We start from the raw sequence: 20,675 nt of genomic DNA, 5'->3' as shown, positions 1-20,675 counted from the left end.
TAAAATTAAGATGACTTTTATAACGTAATATAGGTATAATATTCATTAACAAATGTTTATAAAATTGTTGTTTGTTGCGATATTGAATATTAAACGATCTATTAAATAAGGTATTGTATAAAAGCCATTTTTGAAGAAAACTTTTCTAAATTTGGGTTGTTAGGTACACATTAAAATACATTATAAATCATAAAAAAATGGACGCTAAAGAAATAAGCTTAAATGAAAAAGAGGTTAAACCAGTTGTAGATCTGTTAAACGATTACCTGGCCAACTATCATATCCATTATCAAAAATTAAGGGGCTGCCACTGGAACATCAAAGGACAGAACTTTTTTACCCTTCATGTTAAGTTCGAAGAATTATATACCAATGCGCAGTTAACCATTGATGAAATTGCCGAGCGTGTATTAACTTTGGGTAAACCACCGCATAGCCGTTTTGCCGATTACATCAAAGAATCTAAAATAAAAGAGATTGATACCATTGGATTGAAAGATCTTGATATGGTTGATGCTATTTTGGATGATATGGCTACCCTGATCGAACTGGAAAGAGAACTGTTAGATGCAACAGATGAGGCAGGCGACGACGGATCTAACGATATGGTGAACCGTTTTATGCAGTTTAAAGAAAAAAATACCTGGATGTTACGTTCTTTTGCCGGAAAAAAATAACAGGTAATTAGTAGGTTAAGAGCCCTGTATAAGTAGCTTTATTGTAAAATCTGCTTATATGGGGCTTTTTTGTTTTGTAGAAAATCTAAATATTTATCTTTGGGCATGGCGTATAAAAGTTTAGCAGAATGTGTTTCCGATCTCGAAAAGCATGGTCATTTAATCAGAATAAAAGAAGAAGTAGACCCTTATTTAGAAATGGCAGCCATCCATTTAAGGGTTTACGAAAACCAGGGACCTGCTTTATTGTTCGAAAAAGTTAAGGGAAGTCCTTTTCCGGCAGTTTCCAATCTGTTCGGGACTTTAGAGCGGTCGAAGTTTATTTTCAGGGATACTTTACCCAAGGTGCAGCAATTGGTTTCGTTAAGAAACGATCCGATAAAAGCATTAAAAAATCCATTTAAATATGCGGGTTCTGCCATGTCGGCATTATCGGCCCTGCCGCTTAAAACGCCTTCTGCAAAAAATAAATTTTTAAAAACGAGTATTAGTCAGTTGCCTCAAATTGTAAACTGGCCGATGGATGGCGGTCCTTTTGTAACCATGCCGCAGGTTTATACCGAAGATGTAGATAAACCTGGGGTATTAAATGCCAATATGGGGATGTACCGCATCCAACTGGCGGGTAATGATTATATCCAGGATAAAGAAATTGGCCTGCATTACCAGATCCACCGGGGGATAGGGGTACATCAGTCGAAAGCCAATGCTTTGGGGCAACCTTTAAAAGTGAGTATTTTTGTTGGTGGTCCACCGTCGCACCCCTTAGCTGCAGTAATGCCTTTGCCCGAAGGTTTGTCGGAAATGACTTTTGCCGGCGCATTGGGCGACAGACGTTTCCGTTATTTCTATGATGATGAAGGTTTCTGTATTTCTGCAGATGCCGATTTTATCATTACCGGGACCGTTTATCCGAACGAAAATAAACCCGAAGGTCCGTTTGGCGATCATTTGGGTTATTATAGTTTAACGCACCCTTTTCCTTTAATGAAAGTACACCATGTGTACCATAAAAAAGATGCAATCTGGTCGTTTACCGTTGTGGGCCGCCCGCCGCAGGAAGATACCAGTTTTGGTGCTTTGATACACGAAATTACCGGTTCGGCTATTCCGCAGGAAATACATGGTTTAAAAGAAGTGCATGCAGTTGATGCTGCTGGTGTACATCCACTGCTTTTTGCCATTGGCAGCGAACGATATACCCCATATTTAAAAGAGAGAAGGCCACAGGAAATTTTAACTATTGCCAACCATATTTTAGGCAAAAACCAGTTAAGTCTGGCCAAATACCTTTTCATCGCCGCGAAGGAAGATAATCAGCAGTTAAGTACGCATCATATTGAAGATTTTATTAAACATATCTTAGAACGGATAGATTTAACCAGGGATGTTCATTTTCATACCAATACCACCATTGATACACTCGATTACAGTGGCGACGGCTTAAACAGCGGATCGAAAGTGGTAATTGCAGCCGCAGGTGATAAAAAAAGGGAACTGTGGAATAAAATTCCTGAAAATCTGACGTTAAGCAGCGGCTTTTTCAATCCGAAAATTGCCATGCCAGGTGTTTTAGTTCTTGAAGGGGATAAATACCTCAATCCTGAGAAAACAGCTGCCGAAATTGCTTTACTGAATATCGCTTTGATCGATCAGGATTTAGCTGGCTTGCCATTGATTATATTGGCCGATGATGCCACATTTACGGCTGAAACAATTGATAACCTAGTTTGGGTGGCTTTTACAAGGAGTAATCCGGCTGCAGATATTTATGGTATAAACGATTTTACGGTAAACAAACATTGGGGCTGTAAGGGGTCGATGATTATTGATGCCAGGAAAAAGCCCCACCACGCACCCGAGCTGATCAAGGATGAAGGGGTAGAGGCTAAAATTAATGAGATGGGTAAAGAGGGTGGAGCGTTATTTGGGGTGGTTTAGCAAAATAAACATGCAGAGGGAATTCAGTTTTATAATTATTTCCCAGCATAATTATTTTTTCACGGAGTATCTGCGGATAATTTAGTTGAAAATCCGGATAAAAATTTTGATTTTTAATGATATTATTCTAAATATGCTTTCAAAATTTTATCTCATCCTTATCTGCTGCTTGCTTTTATTTTTTAAAGCAGGGGCACAGGATGCAAAATTGGATAGTGTTGCCGAAAATATCCATCATTATGGCTTAAAATTAGCCAAATCAAGTCTGTTTTTGCATTTTGATAAGGCCATCTATAGCAATAACGATCAGGTTTGGTTTACCGGATATTTATTAAAAACCATCACTAATTTAGATCAGTACCATACGCTTTATCTGTCGCTCCTTAATAATATTGATAGCAGCATTGTACTTCAGGAAAAATTTCTGATCGAAAAAGGTTTTTCATTTGGAGGCTTTACGCTACCCGATTCGCTACCAGGCGGATCATATCGTTTTGTAGCCAATACCAACATTAAAAAGAATAATGAACCAGACGGTGAGTTTATCCAAAACATTACGGTAAAATCAACTACAATAAATCCTTTAACCGCCAATATTTCCATCTTTAAGGCTTATGATGAACAGCATAAAACCGGAACAGCTTTGGTAAAAGTTTTAACCGGAAATAATCGTTTCGTCGAAAATGCAGAGATTAAATATCAGATAGGAAGTGATAAACATATCCTGCTCTCCGGGACGGCAAAGAGTAGTGTGATTGGAGAACTGATGCTCGATTTTCCGGCAGATAAGATTACTGAGGAGAACAACCAGCTTTCCATAACGGTGAAAAAGGGGAAAGATATCAGGTATGCCAAATTTAAACTACCTGTTATAAAACGATCAAACTATCAGATTCAGTTTTACCCTGAAGGTGGTTACCTGGTTGATCAGTTAGCCTCTAAAGTAGGTTTCGAAATCAAAAACCTGGAGGGAACAGTGTTAAAAGCAAAGGCTGTTTTGTACGAAAATGATGTTCCAACTGATACGATTGAAAGTAATTCTACCGGGATTGGTTCATTCTCTATACGTCCGCTGGCTTCTAAAAAATATTTCGTAAAAATCCTGAATGAACATCAGGATGAAACAAAATATGCTTTGCCCATCGTATTAAAAGATGGAGTAGTACTAACAACAACTACTGCAATAGCCGAAAATGATTTCAGGATCCATCTTGAAGCAAATAGTCAGAAAAAGGTGCATGTTTTGGTGCATAATTTTTCGAATATTTTATTGAATACCAGTTTGACGCTGGAGCGAAATAAAACCCAGAGTATCAGGTTCAGGTTGGATTCTGTTCCAGTTGGTTTAAATGCAGTAAGTATTTTGGATAGTAACTACCGGCCTATTGCAGAACGGATTTTCTTTGCCCATTATAATCAGCTTAACGAGACTGAACTATCAACAGATAAGAATGAATACAATACGAGGGACCAGGTAAACTTAAAACTGACCGTATCCGATCACGATAAAAAGCCTGTTGATGCACTCGTTTCCATTGCCTGCGTACAAATTAACAGACTTTCAAATATTCACAATCAAAATATTTCCGATTATTTCTACCTGCAACAATATTTAAAACCGTTACCTAACCGCCCGATGGGCTTAAAACTGGTAGACCAGGATTACCTGAACGATATTTTATTGGTTAAAACGTGGAGCCGTTATAAATGGCCCGAAACTGAAATAAAGGCGGTTAGTAAACAGGATGTGTTTTCAGATTTAGCTTACCATGGTAAAATTACCCGAAAAAATAAACCACTGGATAAACCTATGGGTTTAACAACCATAGCAGGAGAAAATCTTAATTTCCTGAATACGGATAGTGCAGGAAAGTTTAATATTCCTTATGAGAACCTGATGATCAAAGAGCCAAAAATGCGGGTATGGCTGGCCATGACTACGGCGAAATATGATCAGTATGATGTTAACATTGATAATCCTCATGATGAGTTAAAGACATACCTGATTCAACGAAATTTTGAAGCCCTGAACACCAGGTCTGACGTTTTAAACGAAAGCAATCAAAGTATTACGTCGCTTGCAGGTATCAGACTCAAAGAAGTTACCATTACCAAAAATACCGAAGCAACGGAATTTGCCAAGAGAACATTCAACAGATGCGGCGATTATGTTTGCCGTTATAACATTTTAAACTGCCCGAACCATACCGCAGATGTTGGAAACAGCAATCCCATTAAGGGTAAAAGTTATTCAACCGGAAGGGGAGGAACAATGGTTTATCAGGGATGTACAGATGAAGAACGTAAACCCAACATCATGATATTAAAGGGCATTAACCTGCCAAAAGAGTTCTATGTGTCAGATATCACCAATAAAAATGAACCGATCAATTTTGCCACCGTATATTGGAATTATCAGGTACTAGTTAAGGGTGAAACACCTGTAAGTTTTAACACCGGCGATTTAACCGGCCAGTTTAAAATTATTGTTCAAGGAGTTACCAATGGGGGAGTGGTTTATGGGGAGAAGGAGATTGTGGTGAGGAGTAGATAAAATTATAGTTTTGGTGCAATGAAATATTTACGACCTTTTTGTATTGATATAATACAAAAAGTTCAATTATTTTAAATAAATAATTGAACTTCAGTTTTAATTTATATTATTTAAAATTGCCTTGGTTCTATCGACAAGAATATTTGCCCACAACTCACTTCATTGGTTATATATTCCTCAGTAGTAACAATAGTTCCATTTCTTCCAACATAAGATTTAGTATCCTTTCGCAGTATAATAGGCGATCCAAATTCCAATATCCCTTCACCTAGTTCATCCGAGCCCGTTGTTGTTACATACTCAAATGTATTAGAGGAAGATGTTTCTTGAGTTGCCCCAGCTTTAAGACCTACTTTAACTACTTCACCAAAAGTAGCTTCATAATTAAAGTTTGTTACAAATTTAGCAGTTTCATTGTAAGTCTTTTTTGAGGTCGCAGACTCATCAAATTCACTTACAATAAATTTCCAGGCTGCGCCGTAATTTTCCAGATCCCAAGGAATCAATTTTTCATTTATGAAATAATCTTTTGGTTCAAGTCCTATAATTTCATAAACTGGATTACGGGGATTGCCAGTTTGTTTGGTAATTAAGTTATAAAGGTCTGATCCAACAGCTGAAATATTTTTATTCAATTGAGTTCCAGCTCCATTTTTAGCATTTATTAAAATGGCGATTCTAAATTCAAAAAAACCATCAGTCCAATCTTTGATCACAGGATCGCCATTTCTTGGAGGTCTCGGTGTTACAAATTTATTCAGGTCTTTGGGATCTTTAGGTTCATCCGATATTTTAGCAAGATTGCCATCTGCCATACGAATTGATACAATGTACTCTGCTACCCGATTGTTAAATTTACCTTTCACAATACCTGCGTTTGGATTTAATCCATAATAAATATTGTCTCTGTGCCAATCTAAATTCACATTATATGCATCAACTACTTTTTGGTCGATATTAAACACATTTATAAGAGGTGAACCTATTGCTTGAGTAGATACAGATCTGCTAATTTTTGAATTAAGATTTAAAGGCAACCCACTGCTATTAATTGATGAAGGTGGAGTTAGATTATTATTTGTTCCATCAAAGGCTTGATCTACAAAGTTAAATCTTAAATCGCCTTTAGAAAGGAATTCCAGTGATTTTGGACCATCTTGCAGCATTATGGTATTTCCCTTTGCTGAAATAGCTACCCGTTCATTTTCCTTGACTACAACGACAGGAAAACCAGGAAGATATCCTGACGGTATATTGATTATTTCTCCTTTCTCATCATAAATACTAATTTGTTTAAAATTTTTATTCTCAGGAGATACTGCAACTTTAGGTATTTCTGTTAGAGGATTCCAGGACTTGATAGAAAAATTGATTACTTCAGGCACCATTATGGTTAGTGTCGGAAGGTTTTTAATAGCGTTATCTAAATCATTCTTAGAAGTAGCATATTGTGTTAATACTTGATAAAATGTTTTACCTGAAGTTATTTCGTTGCCCTTTACCATTTGAAAAAGAACATCATTGTCCATATCAAATTGTTTTAGTGCTTCTTTTTTAATAAATGTTCTTAAGGCTGGCTCTTTTTCTAGAGCAATTGCAAGCGTTTTGGAAAAGATAGTTTTCGAATCTTGCCTTTCTAATACTGTAGTTGATGGAAGTAAAAATTCCTGTTTAATTTCTTTCTTGCATGAGAACAGGGCCGCAAGGATAGTTAAATAATAGATTTTGTGTTTCATATTAGGTTTTATTTTAACTGCAATAATAGTTAAAAATCTAATATGTATTTTTAATTATATTTTAATATTATAATTTTACATATTTATTTGTATTTTTAAAATTTACTTAATGTAGTTTTATATTTCATTTTAAAATAAAAAAGCCATAACGCTTAATAGCATTATGGCTTTTTTATTTTTATTATTTGGCTTAGAATCTTACTCCAAAAGTTAAAAATACATTGTTTCTGTTACTTTTTACATCGGCAACAGGCTCAGTATAATCATCCAATAAATATGGACTAGAACTGAAGTTGGTTTTATAGTTTTGGTAAGCTACATCAAAATAATAGTTATCAATGCGGTATCCAAGTCCACCTGTATAATACTGACCTTGATAAAATTTGTTATCACCACCTTTAACACCATTTCCATTTACGCCGTAACCAGCACGTAAACTAAATTCGTTAGTTACTTTAACCTCAGCGCCTACTCTATAATTAACCGCTTCTTTATATGATGCTTTAATAAAGGCATTATTATCGTTAATAGTTGCACGGTCAGAGCCGTTAGAATCAGAAAAACGCATTGAAGAATAGTCTACATAATCAACATCAGCTGATATTAACGCGGTACCTGCAATTACATAACTAATACCTGCTGAAGCTTTTAAAGGCGTGCGCAGATTGTAGGTAAATGAATAATATTGGGTAGGATTATTTGATTTAGTTGAAGCAGTATTGGCATTACCAGCAGTAGTAGCCTGTAAGGTTTCGCTAGTATTATCTTCAATGTTCATCCAGGTAGGTGTCTGGAAATTCAAACCGATCCTTAACTCACTTACCGGTCTGAAAATAGCGCCTAGTTTTAAATTAAAACCACCACCTTTAGTTTCCTGGTTACGGAAATGGGTAAGGTTGTAATTTTCATTTCCGTTATACTTGGGTACATCAGGCAAAGTTGGGCTGTCATCATACGAATTAAGGATGCCAGACTCAGTAAAAGTAGCATCACTGATATATTTTACATTAACAAAACTCGCCGTTGCACCAATATAAACTTTATTTCCAAAATTAAGGGCACCTGCCACATTAAACTCTGAAGTTGAACCTAAACGTGCCTCATCCCAGTTTTGATTGAAATTGCCGCTATAGGGCTCTGCAGAAAACTGATTTGGAAAAGTTGGTGTGTTTTTATTAATCAGGTAACTGTTATAAGCATCACCAGCAATACTGTTGCTCGTGCCAAAATTATTGGCCTGCTCAGCGTAAGAATATCTGATCGAGTTATTTCTGTTGATACCATTATAACTAATATTGTTCAGGAAATCGTTGTTACGGGTATAGCTCAAGCCAAAAACGGTACTTACCAATCCCTTGTCAACGTCAGCGCCTTTCATTTTGGCTGCGGGACTATAAAATACTACCCCGATATTGTTCAGATTTAACTGGCTTTTATCTGCTTTAATGTTATTTCCGAGATAAGAACTTCCGTTAGAAACCGAATTAAATTCGGGCGTAATGCTAAACTCCGATTTGGTAAATAAACCTAAACCAGCAGGGTTAGCATTGATTGAACCGATATCGCCACCAACACCGATCTGTGCTCCGCCCATTCCTTTAAATCTTGAGGTGCTTCCATAATTGGTTTGCGAAAAACGGAATGCATCCGGTGCATAACTTTGGGCGTATGATGTTCCCATAGCAGCTACTGTAGCTACTAGTGAAGCTAAAATATATTTTTTCATTGTGTGTTTAGATTTTTATAATTAACCTCTACCTGCTCTTGATGGACGTGAACCACCGCCACCACCGCCACCGCCATACGAACCACCGCCGCCGCCATTTGAAGGTGGAGGTGAGTAACTTGGCCTGCTTTCGGTTCTGGTAGGTTGTTGAGGGGTATAAGTCTCATTTCTGGTAGGTCTGTTGCTTTGGTTACCTTGCTGAGGAGTATAATTCTCATTTCTGGTAGGTCTGCCACTTTGAGTACCCTGGTTTTGTGTATAACCACCATTTGCCTGATTTCTAACCGGTCTGCCCGCATTGTTATTAGGCGCATAAGAAATTCCACCATTTTGGTTTGCTATGCCCGATCTGCTTGGCCTGCCCACGTTTCCTCCATTTGTGCCTCCATATCTTGGTACACCTCTGTCATCACTTCCCGGCCTAGGTCTGTAATTCCTGTTGGTATATACACCACCACCATAGTAGCCACCGCCGATACCCCAGCCTCCGCCGTAGTATCCACCGCCGCCCCAACCATAACGATCATAGTATGAGTTTGGTCCCCACGAGTTCCATCCCCATGGATTGTTCCAGCCATAACCATAGTTGCCGTAGTAGAACGGATTATTCCAGATGCTGCCGTAACCCAAGCCTCCGCCGTAATATCCGCCACCCCAGCCTAAACCATAACCATTGCCCCAACCCAAACCAATACCTAAATAGTTTGAAGGACCATAGCTGCTTCCATAATAATAATTGTCGAAATAAGGATCATAATAGCCCTGGAAGCTGTATCCATTATAAAAACGGTTTATCCTCGACGAATAATCCATATCGTAATAAGGATTACTGGTACCATAATATTCATCGTACTCATCCTGACCCTGAGCCTGGTATTGCTGGCCCTGTTGGTTTTGAGGTGGAAGTACAACTTCTACCTCCCTGGCTTTTGCCACGGAGTTATAAACATCATCAGCAGGCTTAGTTGTAGCCAATTTTGATGTTGAGCATGAAGCTACCAACCCAGCAGCAGCAATCATAACAATGGGTAAAAATTTAATTGGTTTCATTGTGTTTATATTTAGTTGTGTGTGTTCACGAATGTAATAAACAGGTTTCAAAAGTAGTTAATTCCTAACTATTTACTTAGTCTAAAAATGTTAAATCACAATTGATATTAATTGTTGATCGTTTGTAGGCATAAATTTATAAATTTGCTAGCGAATTTTACACTTTTTAACATACAAATTACGTTCCAAATACATAACATGAGCAAAGAAATTACAAGCAGAGAAGCAGATTATTCCCAGTGGTACAATGATATCGTAATCAAGGCAGATTTAGCAGAACACTCCGCAGTACGTGGATGTATGGTTATTAAGCCAAATGGCTATGCCATTTGGGAAAAAATGCAGGCTGTTTTAGATAAAATGTTTAAGGATACAGGCCATCAAAATGCCTATTTTCCATTATTCATCCCAAAGTCATTTTTCTCGAAGGAAGCTTCTCACGTTGAGGGTTTTGCGACAGAATGTGCAGTTGTAACGCATTATCGTTTGAAAAATGACGGTAATGGCAATATTGTTGTTGATGAAACTGCCAAACTGGAAGAAGAATTAATTGTTCGTCCAACTTCAGAAACCATTATCTGGAATACCTACAAAGGCTGGATCCAATCTTACCGCGATCTTCCAATATTGATCAATCAATGGGCTAATGTGGTAAGGTGGGAAATGCGTACCAGGTTGTTTTTACGTACTGCCGAATTTTTATGGCAGGAAGGGCATACCGCACACGCTACCGCCGAAGAAGCGATCGAAGAAACAGAACGCATGTTACATATTTATGCCGATTTTGCCGAAAACTGGCTGGCCGTGCCTGTGGTAAGGGGACGTAAATCGCCGAACGAAAGATTTGCCGGAGCTTTGGATACTTATTGCATTGAAGCTTTAATGCAGGATGGTAAAGCTTTACAGGCGGGTACTTCGCACTTTTTAGGGCAGAATTTTGCCAAAGCCTTTGATGTGAAATTTACAGGTAAGGATGGTAAATTAGACCATGTATGGGCAACTTCATGGGGCGTTTCTACGAGGTTGATGGGGGCATTGATTATGGCACACAGTGATGATTCTGGCCTGGTTATCCCTCCAAAACTTGCGCCTATCCAGGTGGTTATTGTACCAATTTATAAAGGCGATGAAGATCTGGCCAGAATTTCGAGTTATGTAAACGAATTAACCATGCGTTTAAAAGGTTTGGGCGTTTCGGTAAAATATGATGACAGGGATACACAGCGCCCTGGATTTAAATTTGCCGATTATGAATTAAAAGGTGTGCCAATCCGTATTGCAATCGGTGGTCGCGATCTTGAAAATAAAACTGTTGAAGTTGCCCGCAGAGATACTAAAGTTAAACAAACCGTACCACAGGAAGGTTTGGATATTTACATTATAAAACTATTGGAAGATATTCAGCAGAGCATGTTTAACAAAGCGTTGGCTTACCGTGATGAGCATATTACCGAAGCCAATAGCTACGAAGAGTTTAAGGAACTGCTGGATACGAAAGCAGGTTTTATCTCGGCACACTGGGACGGAACGCCAGAAACTGAACAAAAAATTAAAGAGGAAACAAAAGCTACTATACGCTGCATTCCTCTGGATAACAAACTGGAAGATGGTGTTTGTATTTATTCAGGCAAACCGTCTATCCAAAGGGTGTTGTTTGCAAGAGCATATTAGGCTAGTCCTTAGTCGAGAGTTCGGAGTCGTGAGTCTCCGTTCTAACGTTAATAGCTAACGCTCAGTCTAGGGGGCTGTTTCTTGCGAAGTTATAAAGAATCGTTAGTTGGGCGTTTTATCATCCAGCTAACGATTTTAAATTTTAATGTAAAATAGTATCTGCGGAATAGCTGTTTTCAAATCTTATTTCGATACTTGTTAATCATCCTATTATTAGAAAAAAAATGAAATTCGCAACTAAAGCCATACATGCAGGCCAGGAGCCTGACCCAACAACGGGTGCCGTAATGACACCGATTTATCAAACTTCTACCTATTGGCAAAAATCGCCTGGAGATAACAAAGGCTACGAATATTCGAGAGGCACCAACCCAACGCGTAAAGCTTTGGAAGATTGTTTGGCAGCGTTGGAAAATGCTAAATATGGTCTGGCTTTTTCAAGCGGGATGGGGGCAACAGATGCGGTTCTTAAATTATTGCAACCGGGTGACGAGGTGATTACCGGAAACGATCTTTATGGTGGTTCTTACCGTATTTTTACCAAAATTTTTACTAAATATGGTATTAAATTCCACTTTCTGGATCTTTCCAACCCGGAAAACATGGTGCCTTATATTAACGATAAAACCAAACTGGTTTGGATCGAAACACCGACCAATCCTACCATGCAGATTATCGACATTGAAGGAGTAGCCAAAATTACCAAAGCAAAAAATCTTATCCTTACGGTTGATAATACTTTTGCCTCGCCATATTTACAAAACCCGATAGATTTAGGAGCAGATATCGTGATGCATTCGGTAACGAAGTATATCGGTGGTCACTCTGATGTGGTAATGGGTGCCTTGGTGACCAATGATGAACAGTTATATAAAGACCTTTGGTTTATTTACAATGCCTGTGGTGCAACACCAGGTCCGCAGGATGCTTTCCTGGTTTTAAGGGGGATTAAAACACTTCATTTAAGGATGAAGGCACATTGCGAAAATGGCGAACGCATTGCACATTATTTAAAAACACACCCAAAAGTAGATAAAATTTACTGGCCGGGTTTCGAAGATCATCCTAACCATGAGGTAGCTAAAAAGCAGATGCGTGGTTTTGGTGGAATGATCTCGATTACACTAAAAGGAGCCGATCTGGAAGAAACCTTCAGGATTTCCTCTAATTTTAAGGTATTCACTTTAGCCGAATCGTTAGGTGGGGTAGAATCGTTGATTAACCACCCGGCAACCATGACACATGGTTCTATTCCGAAAGAGGAAAGGGAAAAAGTAGGGGTTACGGATAACCTTTTGCGTTTGAGTGTAGGGGTAGAGGATATTGACGATCTTTTAGAAGATCTGGCTAATGCATTAGCATAATATTTCAATTGGGCAGGTCATAAATACCTGTCCGGTTTTTTCTTTTTGTAAAGCCAGGCTGTGCCAGTATTAGTGGTCGTCCGGCTTTACACTAAATCTTTTTTGTTGAGGTATCTATTTCATCAAAATGAGGAAAAACAAAAAGGATACCGTTTCAGTCCGGTTTAAATGGTAACAATTGTGCTGCTGTTTACGTCTAAACAAAACTAATCATGCAATTTCTGGAGCTCAAAAATTTTCTTGATGGTAAAGTTGAACAATACAATCAACCTAATTTTATAACAAACGATCCGGTTTGTATCCCTCATCTTTTTGAGCAGAAACAGGATGTTGAAATTGCAGGTTTTTTTGCTGCGGTTTTAGCTTGGGGGCAACGCAAAACCATCATTAATAAGTGCCGGGAACTGCTTGGCCGTATGGATAATGCACCTTATGATTTTGTGCTGAACCATAACGATAATGATTTAAGGCGTTTGCTCCATTTCAAACACCGTACGTTTAACGATACCGACCTCCTGTATTTTATATCGTTTTTTAAACAGCATTACCAGCATTTTGATAGCCTGGAGCAGGCTTTTATTCCTCAGCAGGATGTTTTTAAATCAGCATATCTGGAAGTTTCGTCAACCGATGAACAAATAGAGGTTTCATCTTCCGCTTGTTATTCATCCAACCTTAATTTTACTATAGAGCAGGCTTTAAATCATTTCAGGTCATATTTTTTCTCGTTAGAAGATTTTCCTCACCGTACTAAAAAACATATTTCTTCACCAAGGCAAAAATCGACCTGTAAACGTTTAAACATGTTTTTGAGGTGGATGGTAAGGGCAGATGATAAAGGAGTTGATTTTGGGATATGGGAAACGCTTAAACCAAAAGACCTGGTGTGCCCATGCGATGTACATGTGGATAGGGTAGGGAGGCTGCTCGGATTAATTAACCGCAAGCAAACTGATTGGCTGACTGCAGTGGAATTAACAGAAAATTTAAAACAGTTTGATCCGAATGATCCGGTAAAATACGATTTTGCACTGTTCGGTTTAGGTGTAGAAAAAGTATTTTAACCCGCCTGGAAATTGAGAAAAGTCAAAAAAAATTCTTTTTTCAATTCTAATCTTCTTATACTTACCCTGTAATTTTGCTGTTTTCGGCATAATTATAATCTATCCCAATCCTTATCCTATGCTCGCAGTCAATTTATCTGATGAAGATAGGTGGAAGAAATACAATAATTTTTCTCCACTGGTATCGATTTTTAAAAAGTTCCATCCCCTCAACGCTGATATAGAAAAGCGCATTAACCAGCATACGTTTCCTGTCAGTTATAAAAAAAATAAGTACCTGGTATCTCCTGTTGACCGTAATAAATTTCTTTTTTTGATTGTAAAAGGAGTGGTGAGGGGTTTTGTAAAAGATGGAAGTACAGAGATAACCACCTGGATTGCGAAAGAGAACGAAGTGGTTGGAACGATACGTAATTTGTGGGTAGAGGGCGATTCGGAAGAGTATCTGCAGGCATTGGAAGATGTAGATTTAATTGCTATTCCGCACGTACTTTCTGAATACCTTTACGAAAATTTTGCAGAAGCGAATATTGTAGGCCGGAAAATGATGGAACTTTATTACCGCTCTGCTGAAGAACGTGCTTATCTGTGCCGCATTTCATCTGCCGAGAAGCGGTATAAACGTTTTTTGGTCTCTTTTCCGGGGTTGGTTAACCGGGTATCGTTAAAATATATTGCTTCATTTTTAGCCATTCGTTTAGAGACACTTAGCAGAATCAGGGCGAAAATTTAAACCTTTCGGGTTCGTTTATATAATAAGGGATTTTATCGTTTTTTTTGATTGTTCACCATGTTTGGTAATTGCATGTTTAAGCCCTTTTATTCTTGTTGTCATTCGCCCGAAGTGGCCAATAAATATGCCAATATTTTAAGCTTCTTATAACTGTATTTTTACCCGATTTTGGGTCGAGTAATTTTCTCATCATCTGCTTCATTTTCTTATTCCTTAAATTTTCATTTCAAGCCTTTATCTGTAGTATAAATTAGCAGTTTTGTTATATTGTTGTTGATTATTGTCAAAAAATGAGGCCGACACCTGTTTTCTGATGCTGGGCATATATGAATTCATTTTTCTTTTTTGTTTACTTGTATTATTCTAAATACAGTTTTTCGGTGTTTTTGTGCTTAAAATATGTTCAAATGTGCCTGTTTTAGGTACTTGCATGAATGCCTGAAAAAACATACTTTTGCCGCCCTCAAAATTAAGGTTTTTTTATAGTGTCTATCTCTTTAAAAGTGTTTTATAATCAGCCTACATACGCTGTTTTCTGGGCATCCGGATCAAGAGAAAAATTTATCGATAAACCATCTTTTAAGAAGATTTTGTGCTCATCGAATGAGGCCGGTTTAAGCATTAATAACCCAGTTATCCTAACAGGAAAATGAATAAATATACGATGCGTTTTTTTTTGAATATTAGAAGATCCACACTAAAGATATTCATTTCTGTATTACTTATATTTATTGCTGGAATTGGCCAGGTTTCAGCACAGTTTAGTGTTACTGGTTTATTTACCGATTATAAGGGTTACTGGACATCAAAGCAAGGTGCGATTAATCCCATCTGGCCGGACAACAAAAACAACTTACTTGCATTTACTTTCAACAACATCAATTTTTCTACAGGCGTAAATGATGCATTACTTACTTCTAAACTTGTTTCTTTTACACCAGGTTTATACCAGGCTTTTCCGGTAAAAAATATTCCATTGCCCGGAACCGCATCTAATTTTATCGGACTCGGCCAGTTAGAGGATGGGGTTGATAACGGAGGGGTTTATCCGTATTCTGTTCCGGTAACCGTAGCCCAAATCTTAACAAGAGGTATCAGAGGGCTTGATATGGGATCATGTATCACCAATATACCTTCTACGGCTGCACCCTTAAGCTTCAATTTCGGTGCGATCACGAATGATAGTCAGATAGGAGATGGTATACCTGATATTTTAATCACCCAGGTGGCTCAAGCTACCGGCGCTTTGGATCAGGTGTATTTTGAGGATGGAAATGGAAACCTGGTTGGAAATAAGATTAGCATAGATCAGTCTGTTATGCCAGTTATAGGAACATGGCTACCCGATTTCTATGATCCAAATACGGGCGTTATACAGCCTGGTTTTATCAAAACAGATCGCCCGATCAGGATCTGGGCTGCAGATGCAAGTGCCTTTGGGATCAATAGTTCTAACTATTCGCAACCACTTGTTTTAAGGTACAAACTTGGGGGAAGCAGTGATCCGGCATTTATCGCTTTCAATACCAAATTTATTAGTCTGGTTACGGCGAATGATGATCTGGCTGCAACTACATTAAACATCCCTGTTAATATCAATATACTTGCCAACGATCAGCCAAACAATCAATCGGCACTTTCTTCATATACTGTTCCATCTGTTTCGCCTCATGGAACAATTGTTAAGAATGCAAATGGCACCATTACTTATACGCCCAATGCAGGTTATTATGGGCAGGATATATTTACTTACACCATTTGTACAAATATCAATGGTACTGTTACCTGTGATGATGCGATTGTGACGGTAAATATCTCTCCAGACGTAGCGGCTCCTGTATTTAGTTCGGGTGTAAATTTAAGATGTCAGAGCACAGCCACCACTTCTTATACCGCAAGTTCGGCTTTTGCCACTTCAATGGCTTTTGCTATCAGTCCGAATAATGCCGGTACCGTATCAACTTCGGCAATGACAACCAGCGCAAATGTTGGTACTGCAACTGCAACGGTAACCTGGGCTGATGATTATTATGGCGCAGCAACCATAACTGCAATTGCTTATGGTTCTAACGGACCAAAATCAACGGGATATAATATTACCGTAAACCAGGCTCCAACTTTGGTTCCCGGCAGTAACGGTACGCAAACTGTGTGTGCCGGATCGCCGATTGCTCCTGCAACATTTACATGGGGTGGAAGCGCCACTGATGTGAATGTTACAAATCTTCCGGCAGGATTAAGTACTTCCAAAAGTGGAAAGGTTTTGACCATAAGTGGTACTCCAACTGCTTCAGGTACTTATACTGTTACCACCGTAGGGCAAACATCGCCATGCGGCGGTGCAAATGCAACCGGAACCATTAATATTAACCCTATTGCAACATTAGTAAAAGGAGGTGGCCCTATTGATCAAACCATTTGTAGTGGTACAGCAATCACGCCGATTACATTTACCTGGGGTGGAAGTGCAACCGATGTAAGTTATACAACTTTACCGGCCGGATTAACTGCGGTTAAAAACAATACCTCAAAGGTTTTAACGATAAGTGGTATGCCAACAGCGAATGGTTCATTTTCGGTGAGTACAAGCGGGCAGCTCAGTCCTTGCACACCTATAACGGCTACAAGTAACATAACGGTTAATCCTTCAGCAGGTTTAATGGCTGGTGGTGGAGCAAGCAATCAAACGGTGTGCGAAGGTGGTTCAATCACACCTATTACCTATACCTGGTCTGGCTCAGCAACAGATGTAGTTGTCAGTAATCTTCCATCAGGACTTGTTACCTCTAAAACCAGTAACGTTTTAACCATTAGCGGTACACCATCTTCGGGTGGAACTTTTACAGTTAACACAGTCGGACAGACAACTCCATGTACGCCTGCTTCTTTAAGTGGTTCGGTAAGCATTACGGTTACGCCGGCTCCAACAGCAAATAACCAGGCCTTTTGCGAAATATTGAATGCAAAAATATCAGACCTTTCGGCAACAGGATCTTCTGTTAAATGGTACACCCAACCGACCGGAGGAACGGCTTTAGCCTCAACAACGCCCCTGACTAACGGAACTTATTATGCAAGTCAGACGATTAATGGTTGTGAAAGTGCAACCCGAGCTTCAGTTACGGTTACGATTTACCAAACGCCCAAAGGTTTTAACGATGCGAAAACTTTAGATTGTACCGGTGTATTTAGCTATAATATCCAGACACAGAATATTAACAGTACAGCAAATGGAGGTAATTCGGTTCCTGCATCATTTACCTGGACGGTAAATTCGAATGCTAATGTAACCGGTGCTGCCAATGGATCGGGCAGTACAATTACGCAAACCTTAATTAACACAAGCAATAGCACACAAAATATCGTTTATACGGTAACGCCAAAAGCTACTGTTACGGGTGCTTGTGTAGGAAGTACTTTTACAGTTACGGTAACGGTGCCTGTTTGTTCGTCACTTTCAATCACAAAATCGGCCAATGTAATTTCGGTTAACCAGGCTGGAAATGTGATCAATTATTCGGTTACGGTAGCGAATACGGGAAACACTAATCAGAACAATATTGTAATCAGCGATCCGCTATTGGGTGGTAATCTGAGTAATCCGACAAAAACCGGTAATGCTGATAATATTTTAGAAAAAGGGGAGAGCTGGACTTATACCGGATCTTATACCGTAATGCAGTCGGACCTGAATAGTAATGGTAATCCAACCAATAACTCGGGAAAGATTACAAATAATGCAAGTGTAACCACAACTGAGCTTCCTGTAGCCAAAACCGCAACCGCGGATGTAAATATGGTATTAAGTCCTTCGGTTACCTTGGTGAAAAAAGGCACATTAAACCTGAACGGCAACACCATCAGCTATCTGTTTACGGTTAAAAATACAGGGAATGTTACTTTGAGTAATCTCGCAATAACCGATAATAAAGTTACAGGTGCGATTACGTTAGGCGCAACAAGTTTAATGCCTGGAGGAAGCACAACTGCAACGGCAACTTATACTATTTCAGCAGCGGAAAAAGCAGCGGGATCGGTTAGCAATACTGCTACAGTTACAGGGAAAAATCCGTCAAATGGAAATGTATCCGATATTTCGGGTACTACAGAGGGCAATGATAATCCAACGGTAACAAATACCGGTGTTTATGCGGTTGATGATGAGGGAAGTTTAAATGCACTAACCGGTGGTGTTGCCGTAAATAATGTTTTGGTTAACGATAAGCTGAACGGGAACCAGGCTACTTTTGCGAATGTAACCATTAGTCAGATTTCGAGTTCAAATCCAAATATATCTATCGACCCAGCTACGGGTAAGGTTAATGTTTTGCCCAATACCCCTGTTGGTAATTATACTTTGATTTATCAGATCGAAGATAAAGCTAACCCAGGAAATGTGAAGCAGGCAACGGTTACTGTTCACTTGACTACAGGAGCAATCCTGGCCAAAGACGATGCCGGGTCGGCAAACTCGGTAATCGGTGGTACGGCTGTGGCAGATGTACTGTCTAATGATAATTACAACGGAAGCACAACGGCACCAACTTTGGCCAATGTGACGATCACGAATGGCACGAATGATAGCAATGGGAAAGTAACACTTGATCCTGCTACCGGCAAAGTAAGTGTTGCGGCGAATACGCCGGCTGGCATTTATACCTTAACTTACACCATTACCGATAAACTTGATGCTTCAAAATTCTCTACCGCGACGGTAAAAGTAACTGTTGCTTCAGGGGCAATCCTGGCCAAAGATGATGCCGGTTCGGCAAACTCGGTAACAGGTGGTACTGCTGTGGCAGATGTACTGGCTAACGATAATTACAACGGAAGCACAACTGCTCCAACTCTGGCCAATGTAACCATCACGAATGGCACAAACGACAGCAATGGAAAAGTAACTTTGGATCCTGCTACCGGCAAAGTAAACGTTGCGGCAAATACACCGGCTGGCATCTATACCTTAACTTACACCATCACCGATAAACTTGATGCTTCAAAATTCTCTACCGCGACGGTAAAAGTAACTGTTGCTTCAGGGGCAATCCTGGCCAAAGATGATGCCGGTTCGGCAAACTCGGTAACCGGTGGCACTGCTGTGGCAGATGTACTGGCTAATGATAATTACAACGGAAGCACAACTGCTCCAACTCTAACGAATGTAACGATCACGAATGGTACAAACGACAGCAATGGAAAAGTAACACTTGATCCTGCTACCGGCAAAGTGAGTGTTGCGGCAAATACCCCGGCTGGCGTTTATACCCTTACCTACACCATCACCGATAAACTTGATGCTTCAAAATTCTCTACCGCGACGGTAAAAGTAACTGTTGCTTCAGGAGCGATATTGGCCAAAGATGATACCGGTTCGGCAAACTCGGTAACCGGTGGCACGGCTGTGGCAGATGTACTGGCTAATGATAATTACAACGGAAGCACAGCAGCTCCAACTTTGGCCAATGTAACCATTACCAATGGTACAAATGATAGCAATGGGAAAGTAACACTTGATCCTGCTACCGGCAAAGTAAGTGTTGCGGCAAATACCCCGGCTGGCATTTATACCTTAACTTATACCATTACTGATAAACTTGATGCTTCAAAATTCTCAACCGCTACGGTAAAAGTAACTGTTGCTTCAGGGGCCATATTGGCAAAAGACGATTCCGGTTCGGCAAACTCGGTAACCGGGGGTACTGCTGTGGCAGATGTACTGGCTAACGATAATTACAACGGAAGTACAACTGCTCCAACTCTGGCCAATGTGACGATCACCAATGGCACAAACGACAGCAATGGAAAAGTAACACTTGATCCTGCTACCGGCAAAGTAAGTGTTGCGGCGAATACCCCGGCTGGCATCTATACCTTAACTTATACCATCACTGATAAACTTGATGCTTCTAAATTCTCTACCGCGACGGTAAAAGTAACTGTTGCTTCAGGAGCAATCCTGGCCAAAGATGATACCGGTTCGGCAAATTCGGTAACCGGTGGTACGGCTGTGGCAGATGTACTGGCTAACGATAATTACAACGGAAGCACAACTGCTCCAACTCTTGCCAATGTAACCATTACCAATGGTACGAATGATAGCAATGGAAAAGTGACTTTGGATCCTGCTACCGGCAAAGTAAGTGTTGCGGCGAATACCCC

At 39.5% G+C, this 20,675-nt stretch carries 11 protein-coding genes; 8 read left to right on the top strand and 3 right to left on the bottom strand.

Features of this window, described 5'->3' with window-relative positions:
- Window positions 1-197 precede the first annotated feature (197 nt).
- The 3 genes from DRW42_RS15580 (at window position 198) to DRW42_RS15570 (ending at window position 5,172) form a co-directional block, all read left to right on the top strand.
- Window positions 198-677, top strand: a complete 480-nt coding sequence (locus tag DRW42_RS15580) for a Dps family protein (RefSeq protein ID WP_113949762.1) — start codon at window positions 198-200, stop codon at window positions 675-677.
- 105 nt (window positions 678-782) lie between these two features.
- Window positions 783-2,618, top strand: coding sequence for a UbiD family decarboxylase (locus DRW42_RS15575; RefSeq protein ID WP_113949761.1), 1,836 nt, complete (start codon window positions 783-785; stop codon window positions 2,616-2,618).
- 133 nt (window positions 2,619-2,751) lie between these two features.
- Window positions 2,752-5,172: a hypothetical protein gene (locus DRW42_RS15570; protein ID WP_147243759.1), complete on the top strand. Its 2,421-nt coding sequence runs from the start codon at window positions 2,752-2,754 to the stop codon at window positions 5,170-5,172.
- Between the two features lie 110 nt (window positions 5,173-5,282).
- Here the strand turns inward: DRW42_RS15570 and DRW42_RS15565 are convergent, their stop codons facing one another.
- The 3 genes from DRW42_RS15565 to DRW42_RS15555 form a co-directional block, all read right to left on the bottom strand.
- Window positions 5,283-6,908 (bottom strand): hypothetical protein, encoded by a 1,626-nt coding sequence (locus tag DRW42_RS15565; RefSeq protein WP_113949759.1) that lies wholly within the window; start codon window positions 6,906-6,908, stop codon window positions 5,283-5,285.
- A gap of 190 nt (window positions 6,909-7,098) precedes the next feature.
- On the bottom strand, window positions 7,099-8,634 hold the full coding sequence (locus DRW42_RS15560; RefSeq protein WP_113949758.1) for an OmpP1/FadL family transporter: 1,536 nt from the start codon (window positions 8,632-8,634) through the stop codon (window positions 7,099-7,101).
- Between the two features lie 21 nt (window positions 8,635-8,655).
- On the bottom strand, window positions 8,656-9,684 hold the full coding sequence (locus DRW42_RS15555; RefSeq protein WP_113949757.1) for a hypothetical protein: 1,029 nt from the start codon (window positions 9,682-9,684) through the stop codon (window positions 8,656-8,658).
- Window positions 9,685-9,882: 198 nt separating this feature from the next.
- On the opposite strand from DRW42_RS15555, the gene proS reads away from it, so the two are divergent.
- The 5 genes from proS to DRW42_RS15530 all read left to right on the top strand — a co-directional run.
- Window positions 9,883-11,355, top strand: a complete 1,473-nt coding sequence (gene proS / locus DRW42_RS15550) for a proline--tRNA ligase (protein WP_113949756.1) — start codon at window positions 9,883-9,885, stop codon at window positions 11,353-11,355.
- A 224-nt stretch (window positions 11,356-11,579) separates the two neighbouring features.
- Window positions 11,580-12,719, top strand: coding sequence for a cystathionine gamma-synthase (locus DRW42_RS15545; protein WP_113949755.1), 1,140 nt, complete (start codon window positions 11,580-11,582; stop codon window positions 12,717-12,719).
- 212 nt (window positions 12,720-12,931) lie between these two features.
- Window positions 12,932-13,783: a TIGR02757 family protein gene (locus DRW42_RS15540; protein WP_113949754.1), complete on the top strand. Its 852-nt coding sequence runs from the start codon at window positions 12,932-12,934 to the stop codon at window positions 13,781-13,783.
- A gap of 118 nt (window positions 13,784-13,901) precedes the next feature.
- Window positions 13,902-14,516, top strand: coding sequence for a Crp/Fnr family transcriptional regulator (locus DRW42_RS15535; RefSeq protein WP_113949753.1), 615 nt, complete (start codon window positions 13,902-13,904; stop codon window positions 14,514-14,516).
- A gap of 676 nt (window positions 14,517-15,192) precedes the next feature.
- Window positions 15,193-20,675 (top strand): beta strand repeat-containing protein (locus DRW42_RS15530; RefSeq protein WP_158544354.1); only part of this gene is annotated, 5,483 nt, incomplete at its 3' end.

It is taken from the genome of Pedobacter miscanthi (assembly GCF_003315595.1).
In the GTDB taxonomy this organism is placed as follows: Bacteria; Bacteroidota; Bacteroidia; order Sphingobacteriales; family Sphingobacteriaceae; genus Pedobacter; species Pedobacter miscanthi.
This window is presented reverse-complemented; position numbering and strand designations above follow the sequence as displayed.

Excerpts from the sequence above, each read along its gene's own strand:
- DRW42_RS15575 (WP_113949761.1), top strand. The coding sequence starts at position 783 with ATGGCGTATAAAAGTTTAGCAGAATGTGTTTCCGATCTCGAAAAGCAT.
- DRW42_RS15565 (WP_113949759.1), bottom strand. The coding sequence starts at position 6,908 with ATGAAACACAAAATCTATTATTTAACTATCCTTGCGGCCCTGTTCTCA.
- DRW42_RS15560 (WP_113949758.1), bottom strand. The coding sequence starts at position 8,634 with ATGAAAAAATATATTTTAGCTTCACTAGTAGCTACAGTAGCTGCTATG.
- proS (WP_113949756.1), top strand. The coding sequence starts at position 9,883 with ATGAGCAAAGAAATTACAAGCAGAGAAGCAGATTATTCCCAGTGGTAC.
- DRW42_RS15580 (WP_113949762.1), top strand. The coding sequence starts at position 198 with ATGGACGCTAAAGAAATAAGCTTAAATGAAAAAGAGGTTAAACCAGTT.
- DRW42_RS15545 (WP_113949755.1), top strand. The coding sequence starts at position 11,580 with ATGAAATTCGCAACTAAAGCCATACATGCAGGCCAGGAGCCTGACCCA.
- DRW42_RS15535 (WP_113949753.1), top strand. The coding sequence starts at position 13,902 with ATGCTCGCAGTCAATTTATCTGATGAAGATAGGTGGAAGAAATACAAT.
- DRW42_RS15540 (WP_113949754.1), top strand. The coding sequence starts at position 12,932 with ATGCAATTTCTGGAGCTCAAAAATTTTCTTGATGGTAAAGTTGAACAA.
- DRW42_RS15555 (WP_113949757.1), bottom strand. The coding sequence starts at position 9,684 with ATGAAACCAATTAAATTTTTACCCATTGTTATGATTGCTGCTGCTGGG.
- DRW42_RS15570 (WP_147243759.1), top strand. The coding sequence starts at position 2,752 with ATGCTTTCAAAATTTTATCTCATCCTTATCTGCTGCTTGCTTTTATTT.